This is a genomic window from Shewanella sp. 38A_GOM-205m (assembly GCF_000518445.1).
In the GTDB taxonomy this organism is placed as follows: domain Bacteria; phylum Pseudomonadota; class Gammaproteobacteria; order Enterobacterales; family Shewanellaceae; genus Shewanella; species Shewanella algae.
In genome coordinates this window covers 74,239-92,185 of record NZ_JADP01000021.1, presented here as the reverse complement: position 1 = coordinate 92,185, position 17,947 = coordinate 74,239, and the positions used below count along the sequence as shown (strand labels likewise).

Here is a 17,947-nt window from a genome sequence, read left to right as displayed (position 1 = left end):
CACAGCAACCGGCTCTCTGCGTTATCCGACTTCGACAGGCCCCGGCATGCCTTCAGTCAGATGCCTTGAACGCCAATTGCTGTGCAAGCCAGAGTGCCACGAGGACTTATTTGCACCTTCCTTAACGGTTTTGGCCTTTTCCCTCGTGTTCCCGCGGGCCTTGGCGTGTGGGATGTAGCTTTCAGTATCCTCCCCCTTGCTGCAGTTGGCTTTTTTCGGTGAGAGTTTCTGGGCGAGTTTTCTTTTCCCTGCCTTGTCTGGCTTGGTTTGTGTTTGTCTTCCACTGCCGTTTGTGGGCGCGGCGTGGACCTTCGGCCGGCTCGATGGAGCCGTTTTCGGCATCCTTTGTTTTCATGTTGACCGGTTTTTTCGTGCTGTGATTTTGTGCGGCTCTGTTTGCGCCGGTTCAGTTTTTCTTCAGGGTCATTGGTGCTGTCCGGCTGTTACTTTTTTGGTGTTCCTGTTTGCGCGTAACCTTTCGCTGCTGGCTCTGGTTGAGGCGGGGTTCTTCTGGTTTTCCCTCACAGTTGTCCGTGTGACACGTTTGTTGCGCCGAACCTCACAGGCCGGTTCCCATGGTGTTATTCTTGTTTTTTATGGTCTTGGTATTCTTTTTTTTCAGTGATTTCTCGATTCTGCGCTTCTCTTTTCTAGTGTTGTTTTTTTCGGTGATGTGTGGCAGTTTGCTGAGTTGCATCATTCTCAGCTTTTAGTGTTTTTTGTTCTTCTGTTTGTGCTGTTCGGCATGGGTGTGCTGTCGGTAGGTGCCGTTTTGGTCGTCTTGGTTCTTTTTGGCTGCGTCCATTCTGGCGTTGGTGTCACCTCCGCTATTGTTTTCTTTGTTGCTTCCCACTTTTTTAGTTTTGTGGTTTTTGCCGCAGTATTGAGTTCTGGCATTTTCGTTTTGTTGCAGTCTTGTTGTCTGCTTTGCTTCCATTTTGCCCTTTTGGTTTCGTTTTCTATGGTTGTGTTAGTGGGTCTCGGTTTTGTTCCGTTTTTTTTTGCTGGCCTTGGTGCCCTGGTTGATCCGCGTGTCTTGTTGTTGCTTCAGGTCATTACTTTTTTCGATCCTGGCTATGGCGGTTACTGCGCTGGTGTGGTTTTTCTTCAGCTCTGTGTTTTTCCTTTTGGTTGTTTTGTCTGTGTTGCTGAGTTTGCTCGCTCTTTGCCGGGGCAACCTTCTTTTTTTCTCTTTTTTTTTTCTGTTATTGGTCTTGACTCTGCCCGCTTTGTGCTTTTCTGGGTTGTCATTTTCGATGGTGCCATTGCGGGTGTGGGTGTTCTCTGTTATGTTTGAGTTTTTTTGCGTTTGTGGGAGTTTTGCTTGGGTTGTTGCGTTGGTGGTTTTCTTTCGGGCACCGTAGTCTTTGTTCAAGTGAGTGCTTTCAGTTCGGTGTGTTTTGCTCTTGGTTCTAGGTCACTTGCAGGTTTTTCGTTTAGCCTCTGTTCTTCCTGGTTTTTTCTGTTGTTCAGTTGTGTCATTTTGTTGTTGTGGTTGTTGTCTTTGTTTCTTTTTGGCAATTTGGCGCTGGTGTTTGTTGTCTTTCTGTTTTTTGTTTTTTTGCTGCTTGTCTCTCGGTGCTGTGGCTTCTGTTTCTTGGCCGGGTCTGCCGCGGCTGCGACTGGCTTGTGGGTCGAGCTCTTTTCCTTGTTGTAGTCTCGCGTAAGGTGTGGCGGCTGCGTCTTGATCGCCGTCGACGCCTTGCTTTTAGCGGCGTTGATGTTCATCGGCTTGGGGTTCGTTCTTTGCCTTTGTGGGTTATTTGGGTTTGGTTTTCCCTCGGGGTTTTTACTCTTTTTGCTTTGTTGCTTTTGTGGGTATTTTTGCTTGTCGTTGGGGGTTTGTCTGTTCTGGTTTAGGTTTTTGCTCAGCTGGTTTCATGGGCTCTTTGGTTTGTTGGTTGGTTGGGTGTGTTGTTTGGGGGTGTTCCGGTTTTGGGCCTTGTCTTGGCCTCTGGGTTGCTCGGCTTCGTTTCGCTTTTTGCTATTGCTGTTGTCGGTTCTGGTTTTGCTGTTTCGTTGTTTCTTTCTTAGGTTTGACTGTTGTTGACTTCTGCCGTGCGCAGGATTTTTCTGCTGGAGAGCGGGATTGCTGCGATTCATCACTGTTTTGTGTCCGGGTTCTGCGTCTTTCGGTCTGTTGCTTAGCCCAGGTTTTGGGGGTTTTCTGTTGTTGCTTCTTGTTTTAGCCGTTTTTGGATGGTTATTTGTTTTTTCGTTTCCCTCTTTGCAGTCTTTAGCGCAGAGCTTTGTTCGTTGCTTCTTGGTTACATTTGTGTTCCGGTGTGCCTGTTTCTCTCCATCGAGGTGTTCTCTTTTGATCTTTTGTTCAGTGGGCTTTGGTGATTTGGCCTGTTTTTTTATTTGCCTTTCTTGGGCCAGGTTGGTGAGGCCGTTTGGTATTTCGGTGTCGTCTAGCTTTTCGCTGTCGCTGGAGTTTTTTTCTTTGCGTGTTGTTCTTTCCTTGCTACTCCTGTATGTTTCTATGCTCTTGTGGTTGCGTTTGGGTTGTGCGTTTGGTCGGCTATCCGGGTGGTTTTGGCTGCTTGAGGTGCTCTTTCGGGATGTGGGTGTGGGGGACAGATTGTTGTTTGTGGCATTCTGGCTGCAGGCGGTCTGTTTTTTGTTCATCGACCTTCCGTTTGCCTCGCTTTTCTTTGTTTAGATTTTTTCGCGTTTGTGTCTGCGTTTTGGTGGCTGTTTTTTGTTGATTTGGTTGTTATAGTGGAGTCGTCAGTCGTGGCTGTGGGCTGCTTTGGTTTTATGGCTTGGATTCCTCTGTTTGTTCTGCTTTTTGTTGGTTTTGTTGAGGTTTTGTTGTTCCTTCTGATGCTTGTCCTTTTGGTTTGTTGCTTTGTCGGTCTTCATTGCTTTCTTGTTCTTGGCCCTAGGTTGGATCTTTGGGGCTTCTTTGCCGGGGAGCTGCGGGGTTCTGGTATGTTTGCATGTTGGATTTTGGCTGTGGTGCGTCGTTTGAGTTTGCGGATGATTGGGCGTTTGCTGGTTGCTCATTTTGTGTTGGCGGTGTGGTTTTAGTATTACGTTGGGGTTCTTGCTGGGTTGAGTTGGTAGATTGCGGTGTTTGCCGTTGGCGGGTGCCCGTGGATAGTTGTTGATGTTCTGGGGGTGTCCGTTGGTCTCGTTTGGTTCTTTGCGCTGGGCTGGCGCTTCGCTCTGTTTCTGAAGGTTTGTCGCTGGGGGTCTTATGTGCTTTTTGACGTCTTTATTTCTCTGATGGGGTCGGCTTCTCTCTTCCCCCTTCGGGAGATTCGCCTTTGGGGTTTGGGGGTGGGGGAGTTTACTTTGGTGATGTTTTGGTTGGAAGATCTTTGGTAGAGTGATGTTTTCTTTTGCGTGTTGCGTTTGTTTGTGTGTCTTGCTGTTTTCGGCTTTTGTTTGTTTGGTTGGTAACCTTGTATGTATACAGGTTTCATTAATGATGGCCCTATCTTTGTCTGTATTGGCATGGTCTTCAATTGGTTTTTTTGCCTTGTTGTTCCTTGGGGGTTGCTCTTGTGGTATCTGTTTCCGTTTTCGATCGCCCGCGTCGGGGTGGGTGTTGCCCAATCTGTTCTTCTCTGCTTTCTTGTCTTCGGGTAAGTAGTTGATTCTATTTGATGTGCGCCTGGGCGTTAGCATCGGGTGTTGCGTTTTTCGCTTTGATGGGTTTTTTGCCTTGTTGTTTGCTGTTGTCGCTGTTGTTGTTGTTTTCTTTTTGGGTTGGCAATCGGTTGCGGCGGCGTTGAGTATTTTTATTTGGGTGATTGGCTGTGCTTTGCGGCTGCCGTTTCCGGGTGGTTTGGTGTTTTACTGTAGCTGTTTGTTTTTTTTTGTTGTCCAGGGCGTGGCATTTGTGTTTAATCGTCTCGGGGCTCTTGCTCTTGTTGTCGTTTATTTGTCTGTCCTTGACATGTGTTTTGGCTATTGTCAGTCCTTTTTTGTTATTGTACTGCTGTTTTTCTTTATTTGTTGTTTTCTGGGTGATTGCGGCTATTTTTTTCCTAGTGGTTTTCGTGCGCCTCGTTTTTTCTGGCAGATTGTTTTGTTTTTTCCGGTTGTTTTTTTTTTTCGTCATTTTTTTTTGCTAGCGGTGGTGTTTGTTCTTGCTTCTTTTGTTGATTTTTTTGGTAAGGCTGTTAGGACTTTGTCTTTGGTTATCCTTGGTTATTCTTTGTTCATGTTTGTCTGTTTTCTCCCAGTCTTCGGTCGCGTCTTGGTTCGTGTACTTTTGTAATTTTGCGGTCTTGGGTCATTTCTGTTGTTCACGTTTGGAACTGGTGTGCAGTTTTGGTGGGTCGTTTGCCGTGCGGCGAGTACAGTTTTCTCAGTTGAGCTGTAGCTTGCTGGCCTTCAGCCGTTTTTTGGGTGTTGTTGCTTCGCCTCGCTTGCGGTCATTGCTTTGAGTACTGCATTTTTTTTTTGAGTCGTGTCTCTCAGGTTTCTTCTTTTTTACTTTTTGTTTTTGGGTGGTTGGTGGGTTTTGTCTGTGGTGGTTTGTTCACTGGCTTGGTTGGTGATCTTTTTTTTGTTTCTTAGCAATTGTCTGTGTCTTTTGCCAGCCTGGTGCCGTCCTTGTGGTGGGTGTTTTTGTTGCTCTCTGCATCCGACTCTGTCTCTGTGTCGTGCTAGGGCTCGGACTTTTCCCAGCTTGGTCTCTTAGTTTTGTCGTTTGTTTGGTAGTCTGGCTCTTTGTCTGTATGGTCGTGGGGCTTGTCTGCGGTTTTTTCTGCTAGGTGCAGGTTTCGGCTCCGGTTTTTTGGTATTTGGTGTTTATATTTTCGCTCTTCTTATTGATTTTCCCGTTTTTCTGGGGCGTATTCATTGGTGTTCCGTTTGGGTGTCCTTGCGTTACTGCACTCGTTTTTGCACTGGCTTTCTTTGTTGTCCTGGGAGTCGTTTTCGGCGGGTTACTTTTAGGTCTGTCTTGTGCTGTCCTCTGCCCGGTTGTCTTTTATTTGTCCGGCTTGTCTCTTGTAGCCGTTGAGTTGTTCATGGTTACCTGCGTGATCCTCTTTGGGTGTATTGTCTTTATCGAGTTTTTTATTTCTGGCTTATGTTCCGATGTTTTTTCCTTAGTTTTTATTGGCTTGTTGGCTGCCCTGAGCGGGGCAATGGGCGGGGTTTTGTTATAGTGTCCTAAGTCGGTAGTCCTTGGTCACTTTTGTTTTGTGGCTTCTTTCGGGCATGGGTGAGGTTGGGGTTATGGCTTTGCCCGGCGGTTGTGCCCATTGCCGCGGGTTGTGTGTTTTTGTGACTTGGTTCACCATGGTTTTTGGCTTCTTTGTTTTGCGGGTCCTGTCCTGGACTCTTCCGGTTTTACCTGGTTTCTGCCTGGGCCCCGCTGCTGTTGTTGGACGTCATGTGGGTTTTGTTTTTGTCTGTTGTGTTGATTCCCCCCATCGGTTTTGCTGTCGGGAAGTTTTTGTTGCCCGCTGTTGCGGTCCCCGGCGGGGGTCAGCTGGTTGTCGCGCGGGTGCTTTTCGGGACGGTTTTCCTGGTTTTTTTTGCTGAGTTTGTTCCTTTCGTGGTTTTGGTTGTAGTCTTTGTTGGTGTTGTCTATTTTCCCAGGGCCTTTTTTGCTTTTGGTCATTCCGGTATGAAACTGCTCACAGGGGCTGGAGTAATGGTTCTCCAGCCGTTGGCGCGGCGCGCCCTGCAGACGCTTTTCCTCGGCGATGGAGTATTCACTTACCTCGGGAGTATTACGCGCCAGTACTCTGATATTGTTGATGTGCATCAGGCTCTCCCTCTCTCCCTATTTCATGGTCGGCATGATGAAATCGGCACTCAGCTGTTTGGGCCAGCGGGCGGTAACGGCTTTGCGCCGGGTGTAGAAGCGAACTCCATCTGGGCCGTGCATATGCAGTGGGCCAAACAGCGAGCGTTTCCAACCGCCGAAACTGTGAAATGCCATGGGCACAGGGATAGGTACATTGACCCCCACCATGCCGACTTGCACCGAGTGGCAAAAGTCGCGCGCCAGCTCGCCGCTCTGGGTAAAGATGGCGGTACCGTTGCCGAACTCATGTTGATTGATAAGAGCCAGCGCCGAGTCATAGTCGGCTACCCTGACTATGCAAAGCACTGGGCCGAAGATTTCTTCCCGGTAAATCTGCATCTCGGGGGTGACGCCATCGAACAGGGTCGCACCGAGAAAGAAGCCTTCGCTGTCTGCCAAGGTATTGCGGCCATCGACCAGGCAAACTGCGCCCTGCTGTATACCGCTGTCTATATAGCTGCAGACCTTGTCCAGATGCGCGCGGGAGATGAGCGGCCCCATTTCCATACCCGGCACCAGGCCGTTACCTACCTTGAGCGCGGCTATTTTGGGTTGCAGTTTTTCTATCAGGGCATCGGCCACATCAGCAACCGCCAGTACCACGGAAATAGCCATACAGCGCTCGCCGGCAGAACCATAGGCCGCGCCCATCAGGGCGTTGCTGGCCAGTTCCAGATCGGCATCCGGCATCAGCAGCATGTGGTTCTTGGCGCCGCCGAGTGCCTGTACCCGTTTGCCGTGGGCCGATGCCTTACTGTAGATATACTCGGCCACAGGCGTTGAACCGACAAAGGAGATGGCCTGAACATCCTGATGGCAGAGCAGGGTATCTACCGCCAGCTTGTCGCCGTTGATAACATTGAAAACCCCATCCGGCAGCCCGGCCTGGGTCAACAGCTCGGCAATTCTGAGTACCGGCGCCGGATTCTTTTCCGATGGCTTCATCACAAAGGTATTGCCGCAGGCGATGGCAATCGGGAACATCCACATGGGAACCATCACAGGGAAATTGAACGGCGAAATGCCGGCAACCACCCCGAGCGGTTGATTGATGCTCCAGGCATCGACGCCAGTGCCAACCTGCTCAGTGTGTTCCCCCTTGAGAAGATGGGGAATGCCGCAGGCAAACTCCACCACTTCCAGTCCTCGAACCAACTCGCCCCTGGCATCCTCAAGCACTTTGCCGTGTTGCAGGCAGATAAGTTCGGCCAGCTCATCCATCTCGGCTTCTACCAGAGCTTTGAAGCGAAACAGCACCCGCGCCCGGTTAAGGGGCGATACCTTTGACCAAGCGTCAAAAGCCTGCTTGGCCGAGTCTATCGCCCGTTCTGTATCAGCCTGGGAGGCGAGGGCGACTCTGGCTTGCTCTTCGCCGTTGGCCGGGTTAAAAATGGGCAGTGAAGCCTGAGCCTGGCTGCCATCTGTCTCATGTCCATCTATATAGTGGCTGTAAATACGCATAACTATCCTGTGTGCTTCAGTCGACGGTTTGGATGGCGTCGGCCAGGGTGGAAATCAGTTGATCTATTTGGGACTCTTCCACTATCAGTGGTGGTGAGAGGGCTATGATGTCGGCGGTGGCCCGTACCAGCGCACCTTGCCAGAAACAGCGCTCGAAAATCTGATAGCCGCGTTTGCCAACACCTTGCGGGCTGGGGGCCAGCTGAATGCCACCTACCAGGCCGGTATTGCGAATGTCAATGATATTGGGCAGCCCCTTGAGACTGTGCAGCGCCTGCTCAAAATAGGGCGCCAGCGTTGTAGTGCGCTCAAACAGCTTTTCGTCACGGTAGATATCCAGGGTGGCCAGTGCCGCCGCGGCCGCAACCGGATGCCCCGAATAGGTATAGCCGTGAAAGAACTCGATCATTGCCTCAGGGCCCTGCATACAGGCATCGTGAATCGCTTGCTGCACAAACACCGCGCCCATGGGGATGGCGCCATTGTTGAGCGCCTTGGCCGCGGTCATTATGTCCGGGGTCACATCCCAGTGGTTGCTGGCAAAAGCGCCGCCCACCCGACCAAAACCTGTAATCACCTCATCGAATATCAGCAAGATGCCGTACTTTTGAGTGATCTCCCGAAGGCGCTTGAGATAGCCCTTGGGTGGCAATATTACCCCGGCCGAGCCTGACATGGGCTCGACGATAACGGCGGCGATATTCTCTGCGCCATGCAGGGCAATTAGTCCCTCGAGCGCCTCGGCCTTGTCGGCGCCATGCTCGGGCAAGCCGCGGCTGAAGGCGTTGGCTTCCATATCCAGAGTGTGGGGTAGATGATCGACGCCGCCGAGGAGCTGCGGGCTGAAACCTTTGCGGTTATTACCAATTCCGCCCACCGAAATACCGCCAAACCCCACACCGTGATAGCCCAGCTCACGGCCGATAAAACGGCTGCGGCTCGGCTCGCCATTGGCTCTGTGGTAACACAGCGCCAGCTTGAGTGCGGTGTCGACTGACTCTGAGCCCGAGTTGGTAAAGAAGATACGGTTCATGCCGGGCGGGGCGATTTCACTGAGGCGCTCGGCCAACTCGAATGCCAACGGATGACCCATCTGAAAACTGGGGGCATAGTCCATTTCGCGGATCTGACGGCTGACCGACTCACTGATCTCCGCCCGGCCATGGCCGGCATTACAGCACCAAAGACCTGCGGTGCCGTCCAGCACCTGACGGCCATCGACATCCCGGTAATACATGCCTTCGGCCGAAGCCAGTAGCCTGGGAGTCTGCTTGAATTGACGGTTGGCACTGAAAGGCATCCAGTAATGCTCGAGATTGCCCTGTGTTTTCGCCTGTTGTTTTAGCTCTGCCATAAGCATTAACCTTAGTGTTGCGGGCTTGTTAATGGTGATTGATATTTCGCTATGCTATGTCAGAAATAATGAACATGGAAGGCCTGTGTGCAATTATTTATGCCAAAAAATCTATTTTTGTAAAATATATTGAATTTATGCCGTGCTCGAGGCTAATCTGGAGCGACCCGAATAACTCGCGATGGCTGCACGAGTTGGCCGCGATAGGCCTACTGAGGTAGTGGAATGCCCGCTTGCAAGCAGATGAGAGGATTTATGAGTACACCGCAAACCCGTCAGCAATGGCAGCAGTTGGCTGCGCAATTGCAGATCTGTGGCCAGGCCTTTATTCATGGAGAGTATTGTGCAGCCGTATCCGGCGAGACCTTCGATTGCATCAGCCCTGTGGATGGCAACAAGCTCGCCGCCGTAGCCAGTTGCGATCTGGCCGATGCCGAGGCAGCGGTGGCCAGTGCCAGAGCCAGTTTTGAATCCGGAGTCTGGTCGCGAATGGCGCCGGTAGAGCGCAAAAAGGTGATGATACGCTTTGCCGATTTGCTGGAGGCGCATAGCGATGAACTGGCCTTGCTGGAAACCCTGGATATGGGCAAGCCAATCCGTTTTTCCAAGTCGGTGGATGTGACCAATGCCGCCAGGGCCTTGCGTTGGTCCGGCGAAGCGGTTGACAAGATTTACGACGAAATAGCGCCCACCGCTGACAATGAAATCGGCATGATCACCCGTGAGCCTGTCGGGGTAGTGGCCGCGATTGTGCCGTGGAACTTCCCCCTGCTGATGGCCTGCTGGAAACTGGGGCCGGCGCTGGCCAGCGGTAACTCTGTTATCCTCAAACCCTCGGAAAAATCCCCTTTGACGGCGATTCGTATGGCTGCCATTGCCTTGGAAGCCGGGATCCCGCCCGGAGTGCTCAATGTATTGCCCGGTTTTGGTCATACAGTTGGCAAGGCGCTGGCGCTGCATATGGATGTCGATACCCTGGTGTTTACTGGCTCCACTAAGATAGCCAAGCAACTGATGGTCTACGCCGGTCAGTCCAATATGAAACGTGTGTGGTTGGAGGCCGGTGGCAAGAGCCCCCACATAGTCTTTAACGATTGCCCGGATCTCAAGGCCGCGGCGCAGGCGGCAGCTTCGGCCATCGCCTTCAACCAGGGCGAAGTTTGCACCGCAGGTTCGCGCCTGCTGGTGGAGTCCGGAGTCAAGGAGCAACTGATAGCGCTCATTATCGACGAGCTCAAATCCTGGCAGCCGGGGCATCCGCTGGATCCGGATACCGTCAGTGGCGCCGTGGTGGATCAGCAGCAGCTGCAGACTATTCTCGGTTATATCGAGGCGGGTAAGCAGCAAGGTGCTGTGCTGGTCTGTGGCGGCGAGCAACTCATGGCTGAAACCGGTGGCGTTTATGTGGCGCCGACCCTGTTCCGTGAAGTGAATAACCAGATGAGTATCGCCCGCGAGGAGATCTTCGGCCCTGTGCTGAGTGTGATTGAATTTGAGGGAATGGAGCAGGCGATAGCCATTGGCAACGATACCATCTATGGCCTGGCGGCCGGTGTGTGGACAGCGGATCTCAGCAAGGCCCACAGAACTGCCAAGGCGCTGAGAAGCGGCATGGTGTGGATCAATCATTATGACGGCGGCGATATGACGGCGCCTTTCGGTGGTTATAAGCAGTCGGGTAACGGCCGCGATAAGTCGCTGCATGCTTTTGATAAATACACAGAAATTAAGGCAACCTGGATAGCCATTTAATCGGTTTGCTGTCATAGACAATCCCCCTGCCTTGCGGGGGGATTGTCTTTATAGAAGGCTACAGGGCTTGAGGTGTTCACGCACTGGTTCAAACAGCGCATCGAGTAGCACTTGAGTGCGGTTATCTTCGACTCGCAGCTCCAGCCAACCGTCACTGCCGAGAATTTCAAGCTGCCTGCACACGAGTTTCGGCGGTGAGACTTGCAGTTCCCCTTTGAGGCGAAAAATCCCCTGTGGCGTATGAATGCGGCTGATATCGAAGGGAGTATTCACGACTGCCACAACGCCTTTGCCGTACTTGTTTTCAAAATGGCTCCCTACTCAAAATACACTTGTCTTCAAAACAGGTCTTTTCAAGACAGGCCTTGTTCAGAATAGATCCTTGAATCTATGGTACAGCATGCCTGCCGCCAGAATGGGCGAGCGCAGCGCCGGGCCACCCGGGAAGGTCATATGCTCTATTGAGGCAAAGATATCGAAGCGCTCAGCCTGCTGACTGATAGCTTCTGCCAGCAGACGACCCGCCATATGGGTGGCATTGACGCCATGCCCGGCATAGGCCTGGGCGAAATAGATGTTGGGGCTATCCGGCAACCTGCCTATCTGCGGCATACGGTTGGCGCCTATCCCTATCATGCCACCCCACTGATAATCTATTTTTACGCCCTTGAGCGCCGGGAAAACTCTTTCCATATTGGGCCTGAGCGCGGCGCAAATGTCCTTGGGATCTCTGCCCGAGTAGTTGCACAGCCCGCCAAATAACAGGCGGTTGTCGGCCGACAGATGAAAATAGTCCAGTGCTATGCTCATATCGGCGAAGGCCATATTCTGCGGAATAATGTCAGCGCAGAGCGCTTGCGACAGGGGCTCAGTCGCCAGCAAATAACTGCCGGCCGGTAGCACCTTGCCGCCGATATGAGGTTCGAGTTTGGCACCTATATAGGCATTGCCGGCCAAAATCAGATAGCGGCAACGGACTTCACCTCTCTCAGTCCTGACCCGTATCTGCTCGCCCTTGATGATTTCGGTGGCGGCGCTGTCTTCATAGATGTTAACCCCCAGGCTTCGGGCTGCACGGGCCTCGCCGAGGGCCAGATTCAAAGGGTGCAGATGGCCGCTGCCCATGTCGCTGAGCGCGCCGAGATAACGCTCAGAGCCTATGACTTCGGGCAACTGCTCCTTGGACAACAGCTTGAGCTTATGTGGGTAGCCAAGTTGCTCAAGCTCGGTAAGCTCCTGCTCAAGCTCCTGCATATGTCTTGGTTTCAGCGCCAGATCGCAGTAGCCCCAGCGCAGATCGCAATCGATTTGGTATTGCGCTATCCGTTGCCGGACGATGTCGACGGCTTCAAAACCCATCTGCTTGATAGCCAGTACACCTTCTTTACCTATACTGGGCTCAAACTGTTCAATATTATGGCCAATACCGCGGATCAACTCTCCGCCATTACGCCCTGAGGCGCCCCAGCCCACTTTTTTGGCTTCCAGTATGGTGACCGCAAAGCCTCGTTCAGCCAGTTCGATGGCACTGTTGAGACCGCTGAAGCCAGCGCCTATTACGCAGACATCTGTCTCCAAGAACTCTTCCAGCCTGGGATGCTGAAACAATTCTTTGGCGGTCGCATGGTAAAAAGAGGCGGGATAGTTGTCACTGTGAATGGGGGACTGGATTGGCATCATGGCTCCGTTCTTGTTATAAGTTTGGACTCGGCTGGTTACATCCGACGGTCGTCGCACTCTTGCCTTCAAAGTGTTCGTTTTATTTAACATGCTTTTGTCATATAATACAAAACAATTTCACCGGGACCCTGGTTGCCCTTGTGCAGAAGCCGCTGCCGACCGTGTCCTGTAACCGCCTGATAAGAGATTTTTGGGGGATTTGCGATTTGGATATAGGTGCCAGCCTCAAGGCTGTTAGAAAGATGAAAGGCCTGTCCCAGCGTGAGCTGGCTAAACGCGCCGGGGTGACCAACAGCACCATCTCTATGATAGAGAAAAACAGTGTCAGCCCTTCAGTCAGTTCTCTCAAGAAAGTGCTTTCGGGGATCCCCATGTCGCTGGTGGAGTTTTTCTCCATAGGTGAAAACGGCACTACCGAGCAAAAAGTGGTGTATCGCTCCAATGAGCTTTTGGACATAGGCACTGGGCCACTGGAGTTCAAGCTTATTGGTCGGGATTACCCCAACCGTGCCATGTCTGTGATGTCGGAGACTTACCCCCCGGGAGCCGATACGGGTGAAGAGATGCTGCGCCACGAAGGGGAAGAAGCAGCGCTGGTGATTACCGGTCGCTTTGAACTGACGGTCGGTGAAGAGGTGTTTATTCTGGAGGCCGGTGACAGCTACTATTTCAATAGCGAACAACCACACAGGTTCCGCAATCCTTTCGATGAACCCTGTCATCTGGTCAGTGCCACCACTCCTGCCAACTTTTGATCTTCCATTTCCTTTGCTGATTGCGATTTGCTGCCCGTAAATTCACTTCGGGCAGCATATTTGCCTGTAAGTGTAAATAATATCGACCGTATAACCCCGTGTGCACCGAATTGGTGCCCGCTGAACCAGTGTGATGCAAAGCCAATTTTTTGCCTTGTTCAAGCTTGTTTACACCTATCTCAAACACAAGGTATTTTTAAATATTCATTTAAAAATAAAAGCTTAAATAATTTTAGCTTGAGGCTGCGTTTAACAGGATATTAACCTCTTGCCTGTGCGAAAAAATCCGTGTAGTGTGTGAAAAAATGAACATTTGCTTTAGTGAATGTTCAAAACTGAGACCTGGATTTGAGTGTTTTGGGGTGAGATATGGCACAGGCAGCAATGGCGTTGGTGGGTGTAACCGCATGCAATGAGCAGTTGGGGCTGCATCCTTTCAATATTGTTGGCGAGAAATACCTCTTGGGCGTGGTCGAAGGTGCCGGAGCCTGGCCCCTGGTGATCCCGGCATTGGGGGCCGATACCCCGATAGCACAACTGCTCGAACGCCTGGACGGCATATTGTTTACCGGCTCCCCCTCCAATGTTGAACCTCATCATTACCAAGGCCCGGCCAGCGAACCGGGCACCCACCATGATCCCAAGCGGGATGACACTACCTTGCCTTTAATTCGCGCTGCCATAGAGGCCGGAGTGCCGGTACTCGGTATCTGCCGCGGCTTTCAGGAAATGAATGTGGCTTACGGCGGCAGTTTGCACCAGAAGCTCTATGAAGTGGGTGGTTTTATTGAACACAGAGAAGACAAGAGCGCTCCACTGGAAGTGCAGTATGGCTTGTCCCACGAGGTCAGCATAGAACCTGGAGGGATGCTTTTCGACGCCTGGGGCCGTAGCCATGCGATGGTTAATTCCGTCCATACTCAGGGCGTGGAGCGCCTGGGTCAGGGGTTGCGGCCTGAAGCGCATGCTCCAGATGGTCTGATTGAAGCCTTCTCTGTAACCGATGCCAAGGCATTCGCCTTGGGAGTGCAGTGGCATCCGGAATGGCAGGTCAGAAATAACCCCTTCTACAGCGCAATTTTTAAGGCCTTTGGGGAGGCTTGCAGTCTTAGGGCGCAACAGCGGAATAAATAATATGAATAAGCTTGAAGCCTTCTTAAAAGAACAAAAAATAACCGAAGTTGAATGTGTTATCTGCGATATGACAGGTATCGCCCGCGGCAAAATTGCCCCGGTAGACAAGTTTATCGATGAAAAGGGCATGCGGCTGCCCGAGAGTGTGTTGCTGCAAACCGTGACCGGCGATTATGTCGATGATGAGGCCTACTATGGCCTACTCAACAGCGCCGATATCGACTTTGTCTGCGTGCCAGATGAAAACGCGGTCTTTATGTTGCCCTGGACCCTGGAGGCCACGGCTCAGGTGATCCACGATACTTATGACAAGATGGGCAATCCGCTGGAGCTGTCGCCGCGCAACGTATTGAAAAAAGTGCTCAAGCTCTATGAAGACAAGGGCTGGGAGCCTGTGATTGCCCCCGAGATGGAGTTTTATCTCACCAGTCGCAGTGACGATCCCGATCTGCCACTCAAGCCCCCGGTTGGTCGTTCCGGCCGCGCCGAATCCGGACGTCAGTCCTTCTCCATCGATGCCGCCAATGAGTATGACCCCCTGTTTGAGGATATGTACGACTGGTGTGAGGCGCAGGAGCTGGATATCGACACCCTGATCCACGAGGAAGGCACGGCGCAGATGGAGATCAACTTCAGCCACGGTAATCCACTGGCGCTGGCGGATCAGGTGTTTGTGTTCAAACGCACCCTGAGAGAGGCCGCCCTCAAGCACGGCGTCTGCGCCACCTTTATGGCCAAGCCTGTGACCAATGAGCCAGGCAGCGCCATGCACCTGCATCAGAGCGTTATCGACAAGGAAACCGGCAAGAATATCTTCACCCGCGAAGATGGCACCATGAGCCAGAACTTTCTCAGTTATATCGGCGGGCTGCAGCGCTTTATGCCGGAATTTCTGCCGTTGATGGCGCCCAACGTCAATTCATTCCGCCGCTTCCTGCCTGGCACCTCGGCGCCGGTCAATCTGGAGTGGGGCGAGGAGAATCGCACCTGTGGCCTGAGGATCCCCGAGTCTTCACCGCAAAATCGCCGCATTGAAAACCGCATCCCGGGGGCAGATGCCAACGCCTATCTGGCCATTGCCGCCAGCTTGTTGTGCGGCTATTTGGGAATCGTTGAAGATGTGAAACCTTCGACGCCGGTGCAGGGCCGGGCCAACGAAGACCGCTCGGGGATCTCTTTGCCGCAGACGCTGGAAGAGGCGATGGCCATGATGGAAGAGAGCCAATATTGCCGTAAATATCTGGGGGAAGACTTCACCACAGGTTTTGTTGCGGTCAAGCGCGCCGAGCTTGAGAATTTTCGCCGGGTGGTGAGTTCCTGGGAGCGGGAATTCCTGCTGCTGACTGTCTAAGGAGGGAGAGATGAAATCACAACAGACTCAAGGCTGGCAGGCCAAGGACCATGCCCACCACTTGCATCCCTTTACCGATCCCAAGGCGTTGAAACAGGCAGGTGGGCGGGTGATCACCCGCGCCGATGGCGTCTATATCTGGGATTCACAGGGCAATCAAATTCTCGATGGCATGGCCGGACTCTGGTGCGTCAACATGGGCTATGGCCTGCGCTCCATCGCCGATGTGGCGGCACATCAGTTGCTGGAACTGCCTTACTACAACAGTTTCTTTCAGTGCAGCCACCCGCCGGCGATTGAACTGGCCGCAGAGATAGCCGCGCTGGCACCAGCTCATATGAACAAGGTGTTCTTCACCGGCTCTGGCTCAGAGGCCAATGACACCAACTTGCGCCTGGTGCGTCATTACTGGGACATCCAGGGCAAGCCGGAGAAGAAAACCATTATCTCGCGCCACAATGCCTATCACGGTTCCACAGTTGCCGGTGCCAGTCTTGGTGGCATGAGTGGTATGCATGCCCAGGGCGACCTGCCCATTCCCGGCATAGTCCACATCGCCCAACCTTACTGGTATGGCGAAGGTAAGGGACTGTCTGCCGAAGAGTTTGGTATTCGCTGTGCCCGCGAGCTTGAAAGCAAAATTCTCGAGCTGGGTGAAGACAAGGTAGCGGCCTTTATTGCCGAGCCTATTCAGGGCGCCGGCGGCGTGATAGTCCCGCCGGACAGCTATTGGCCGGAGATCAAAAAGATCCTCGCCAAGTACGACATATTGTTCATCCTCGATGAAGTGATAACCGGCTTTGGCCGCACCGGCTGTTACTTTGCCGCCGAGTATTACGATCTCGAGCCGGATCTTATCACCATAGCTAAGGGGATGACTTCGGGCTATGCCCCCATGGGCGGAGTGATAGTGTCGGATAAAGTCGCCGATGCACTGGATAAGGGCGGTGAATTTGCTCACGGCTACACTTATTCGGGCCATCCACTCAGTGCCGCGGTGGCACTGGAAAACTTACGCCTGATGAAGCAGCAAAACATAGTCGCCAAAGTGGCCGAGGAAACCGCGCCTTATCTGCAGCAGCGGCTGCGGCAAGTCTTGGCCCAGCATCCGCTGGTGGGCGAGGTGCGCGGCGTTGGCATGGTGGCCGCGCTGGAACTGGTCGCCGATAAGGCAAGTCATAAGCGCTTTGCTGCCGAGCTTGGGGTAGGTACTCAGTGCCGGGAGCATTCCATCGCCAGTGGCTTGGTGATGCGGGCGGTGGGAGACACTATGATCATCGCGCCACCCCTGGTGATAACCCAGGCTCAAATCGATGAATTGGTAACAAAGGCGAAACAAGCACTCGATATGACCTACGCAGATGTACAAAAAACGAACGACTAAGATTGCCTGCCATTGACGGTAAGGGCATGATATACCTTGCTGCCAAGGCGCCGATGCGGGTTTTAGGGAGTAGCATTGGTGACACTAATAACAATGACAATAAGTTAACAATTGAAGGCGGGTTACAACCGCTGCTACCCGTAAAAGGAGAGAGCATGAAGCTATTGACCAAAGTAACGTCTGTGGCACTGTTGGGAGGCCTTGCGGCCGCTGCCACGGCCCAGGCCGAAGAAGTCGTCCGGGTGTATAACTGGAGTGACTATATCGCCGAAGATACCCTGGCCAACTTCCAGAAGGAAACCGGGATCCGGGTGATCTATGACGTGTTTGACAGCAACGAAGTGGTTGAAGCCAAACTGCTTTCCGGCCGCTCCGGTTATGACATTGTCGTGCCTTCGAACAACTTTCTTGCCAAGCAGATCAAGGCCGGGGCCTTTAAGCCTCTGGATAAAAGCAAGCTGAGCAACTATCAGAATCTGGATCCCCAGTTGATGAAACAGCTGGAGAAGGCCGATCCGGGCAACCAGTATGCCGTGCCTTACCTCTGGGGCACCAACGGTATAGGCTATAACGTCGCCAAGGTAAAAGAGCTGCTGGGAGAGGATGCGCCCACAGATTCGCTCGAACTGATGTTCAACCCCAAGTATGCCGAGAAGCTGTCATCCTGCGGGATGTCCATGCTGGACTCGGCCGATGATATGGTGCCACAGGCGCTGATCTATCTGGGATTGGATCCCAACAGTACCAAGGCGTCCGACTTTGACAAGGCCGGTGAAGTGCTGGCCAAGATACGGCCTTATATCACCTATTTCCACTCATCGCGCTATATCTCGGATCTGGCCAATGGTGATATCTGTGTCGCCTTCGGTTTCTCCGGCGATATCCTCCAGGCGGCTACTCGCGCCGATGAGGCAGGTAACGGCAACAAGATTGCCTATGCCATTCCCAAGGAAGGCGCCAACCTCTGGTTCGATATGTTGGCCATCCCTGCCGACGCCGGCAATGTCGATAATGCGCTGACCTTTATCAACTACCTGCTCAGGCCGGAAGTGATAGCCCCCATCTCCAACTATGTTTCCTACGCCAACCCCAATGTACCGGCGCAGAAACTGGTGGATGAGTCTATTCGCAACGATCCCGGCATTTATCCACCACAGGCAACTCTGGACAACCTGTATGTGGGGGAAATTCGTCCACTCAAGGCCCAGCGGGCCCTGACCCGGGTTTGGACCAAGGTTAAATCCGGCCAATAACAATAACTCAGGGGCCAGGTGTCCCTTCATTGTCTGATTGCGTA

General features: G+C 52.6%; 18 protein-coding genes. 9 read left to right on the top strand and 9 right to left on the bottom strand.

Annotated elements, in window-relative coordinates:
- Positions 1-196: 196 nt before the first annotated feature.
- On the top strand, positions 197-625 hold the full coding sequence (locus tag N512_RS24410; RefSeq protein ID WP_156029225.1) for a hypothetical protein: 429 nt from the start codon (positions 197-199) through the stop codon (positions 623-625).
- A gap of 48 nt (positions 626-673) precedes the next feature.
- A complete protein-coding gene (locus N512_RS24405; RefSeq protein ID WP_156029222.1) occupies positions 674-1,297 on the top strand; it encodes a hypothetical protein in 624 nt (207 codons plus the stop codon).
- Positions 1,298-1,371: 74 nt separating this feature from the next.
- Here N512_RS24405 and N512_RS0113745 read toward each other — a convergent pair whose 3' ends face one another.
- From N512_RS0113745 to N512_RS0113730, 4 genes are all read right to left on the bottom strand, one after another.
- Complete coding sequence (locus N512_RS0113745) at positions 1,372-1,728, bottom strand: hypothetical protein (protein ID WP_028780700.1); 357 nt, start codon at positions 1,726-1,728, stop codon at positions 1,372-1,374.
- A 150-nt stretch (positions 1,729-1,878) separates the two neighbouring features.
- A complete protein-coding gene (locus tag N512_RS0113740) occupies positions 1,879-2,631 on the bottom strand; it encodes a hypothetical protein (RefSeq protein ID WP_028780699.1) in 753 nt (250 codons plus the stop codon).
- A 102-nt stretch (positions 2,632-2,733) separates the two neighbouring features.
- Positions 2,734-3,567, bottom strand: coding sequence for a hypothetical protein (locus N512_RS0113735; protein WP_156029219.1), 834 nt, complete (start codon positions 3,565-3,567; stop codon positions 2,734-2,736).
- Positions 3,568-3,610: 43 nt separating this feature from the next.
- Positions 3,611-4,075, bottom strand: a complete 465-nt coding sequence (locus N512_RS0113730; protein ID WP_028780697.1) for a DUF3634 family protein — start codon at positions 4,073-4,075, stop codon at positions 3,611-3,613.
- A gap of 658 nt (positions 4,076-4,733) precedes the next feature.
- Between N512_RS0113730 and N512_RS0113725 the strand changes: the two genes are divergently transcribed.
- Positions 4,734-5,132: a hypothetical protein gene (locus N512_RS0113725; protein ID WP_156029216.1), complete on the top strand. Its 399-nt coding sequence runs from the start codon at positions 4,734-4,736 to the stop codon at positions 5,130-5,132.
- 128 nt (positions 5,133-5,260) lie between these two features.
- On the opposite strand, the gene N512_RS23815 is transcribed toward N512_RS0113725, so the two are convergent.
- Genes N512_RS23815 through N512_RS0113710 form a run of 3 tightly spaced genes read right to left on the bottom strand, consistent with a single transcriptional unit; the run spans position 5,261 to position 8,594 of the window.
- Positions 5,261-5,737, bottom strand: coding sequence for a hypothetical protein (locus N512_RS23815; RefSeq protein ID WP_051472812.1), 477 nt, complete (start codon positions 5,735-5,737; stop codon positions 5,261-5,263).
- Between the two features lie 18 nt (positions 5,738-5,755).
- The gene (locus N512_RS0113715; RefSeq protein WP_028780695.1) at positions 5,756-7,240 is read right to left on the bottom strand and encodes a CoA-acylating methylmalonate-semialdehyde dehydrogenase; all 1,485 of its coding nucleotides are present in this window, start codon (positions 7,238-7,240) and stop codon (positions 5,756-5,758) included.
- A 16-nt stretch (positions 7,241-7,256) separates the two neighbouring features.
- Positions 7,257-8,594: an aspartate aminotransferase family protein gene (locus N512_RS0113710; RefSeq protein ID WP_028780694.1), complete on the bottom strand. Its 1,338-nt coding sequence runs from the start codon at positions 8,592-8,594 to the stop codon at positions 7,257-7,259.
- 255 nt (positions 8,595-8,849) lie between these two features.
- Here N512_RS0113710 and N512_RS0113705 point away from each other — a divergent pair, with 255 nt between their 5' ends.
- Entirely contained in the window at positions 8,850-10,346 is a 1,497-nt protein-coding gene (locus N512_RS0113705; protein WP_028780693.1) for an aldehyde dehydrogenase, read from the top strand.
- A 48-nt stretch (positions 10,347-10,394) separates the two neighbouring features.
- Here the strand turns inward: N512_RS0113705 and N512_RS23070 are convergent, their stop codons facing one another.
- Together N512_RS23070 and N512_RS0113695 are read right to left on the bottom strand one after the other, a co-directional pair.
- Positions 10,395-10,619 carry a hypothetical protein gene (locus N512_RS23070; RefSeq protein WP_037475073.1) on the bottom strand — a complete coding sequence of 75 codons (225 nt, stop codon included), beginning with the start codon at positions 10,617-10,619 and terminating at the stop codon, positions 10,395-10,397.
- A 96-nt stretch (positions 10,620-10,715) separates the two neighbouring features.
- Positions 10,716-12,023, bottom strand: a complete 1,308-nt coding sequence (locus N512_RS0113695; RefSeq protein ID WP_028780692.1) for an NAD(P)/FAD-dependent oxidoreductase — start codon at positions 12,021-12,023, stop codon at positions 10,716-10,718.
- Between the two features lie 209 nt (positions 12,024-12,232).
- Here N512_RS0113695 and N512_RS0113690 point away from each other — a divergent pair, with 209 nt between their 5' ends.
- From N512_RS0113690 to N512_RS0113670, 5 genes are all read left to right on the top strand, one after another.
- Entirely contained in the window at positions 12,233-12,781 is a 549-nt protein-coding gene (locus N512_RS0113690) for a cupin domain-containing protein (RefSeq protein ID WP_028780691.1), read from the top strand.
- 369 nt (positions 12,782-13,150) lie between these two features.
- Positions 13,151-13,915, top strand: coding sequence for a gamma-glutamyl-gamma-aminobutyrate hydrolase family protein (locus tag N512_RS0113685; protein WP_028780690.1), 765 nt, complete (start codon positions 13,151-13,153; stop codon positions 13,913-13,915).
- 1 nt (position 13,916) lies between these two features.
- Positions 13,917-15,266, top strand: coding sequence for a glutamine synthetase family protein (locus N512_RS0113680; protein WP_028780689.1), 1,350 nt, complete (start codon positions 13,917-13,919; stop codon positions 15,264-15,266).
- 10 nt (positions 15,267-15,276) lie between these two features.
- Positions 15,277-16,650, top strand: coding sequence for an aspartate aminotransferase family protein (locus N512_RS0113675; RefSeq protein ID WP_028780688.1), 1,374 nt, complete (start codon positions 15,277-15,279; stop codon positions 16,648-16,650).
- Positions 16,651-16,805: 155 nt separating this feature from the next.
- Entirely contained in the window at positions 16,806-17,903 is a 1,098-nt protein-coding gene (locus tag N512_RS0113670; protein ID WP_025009893.1) for a polyamine ABC transporter substrate-binding protein, read from the top strand.
- The last annotated feature ends 44 nt before the right edge of the window (positions 17,904-17,947 follow it).

Excerpts from the sequence above, each read along its gene's own strand:
- N512_RS0113745 (WP_028780700.1), bottom strand. The coding sequence starts at position 1,728 with ATGAACATCAACGCCGCTAAAAGCAAGGCGTCGACGGCGATCAAGACG.
- N512_RS0113740 (WP_028780699.1), bottom strand. The coding sequence starts at position 2,631 with ATGAACAAAAAACAGACCGCCTGCAGCCAGAATGCCACAAACAACAAT.
- N512_RS0113730 (WP_028780697.1), bottom strand. The coding sequence starts at position 4,075 with ATGACGAAAAAAAAAAACAACCGGAAAAAACAAAACAATCTGCCAGAA.
- N512_RS23815 (WP_051472812.1), bottom strand. The coding sequence starts at position 5,737 with ATGCACATCAACAATATCAGAGTACTGGCGCGTAATACTCCCGAGGTA.
- N512_RS0113715 (WP_028780695.1), bottom strand. The coding sequence starts at position 7,240 with ATGCGTATTTACAGCCACTATATAGATGGACATGAGACAGATGGCAGC.
- N512_RS0113710 (WP_028780694.1), bottom strand. The coding sequence starts at position 8,594 with ATGGCAGAGCTAAAACAACAGGCGAAAACACAGGGCAATCTCGAGCAT.
- N512_RS0113705 (WP_028780693.1), top strand. The coding sequence starts at position 8,850 with ATGAGTACACCGCAAACCCGTCAGCAATGGCAGCAGTTGGCTGCGCAA.
- N512_RS0113695 (WP_028780692.1), bottom strand. The coding sequence starts at position 12,023 with ATGCCAATCCAGTCCCCCATTCACAGTGACAACTATCCCGCCTCTTTT.
- N512_RS0113685 (WP_028780690.1), top strand. The coding sequence starts at position 13,151 with ATGGCACAGGCAGCAATGGCGTTGGTGGGTGTAACCGCATGCAATGAG.
- N512_RS0113680 (WP_028780689.1), top strand. The coding sequence starts at position 13,917 with ATGAATAAGCTTGAAGCCTTCTTAAAAGAACAAAAAATAACCGAAGTT.
- N512_RS0113675 (WP_028780688.1), top strand. The coding sequence starts at position 15,277 with ATGAAATCACAACAGACTCAAGGCTGGCAGGCCAAGGACCATGCCCAC.
- N512_RS0113670 (WP_025009893.1), top strand. The coding sequence starts at position 16,806 with ATGAAGCTATTGACCAAAGTAACGTCTGTGGCACTGTTGGGAGGCCTT.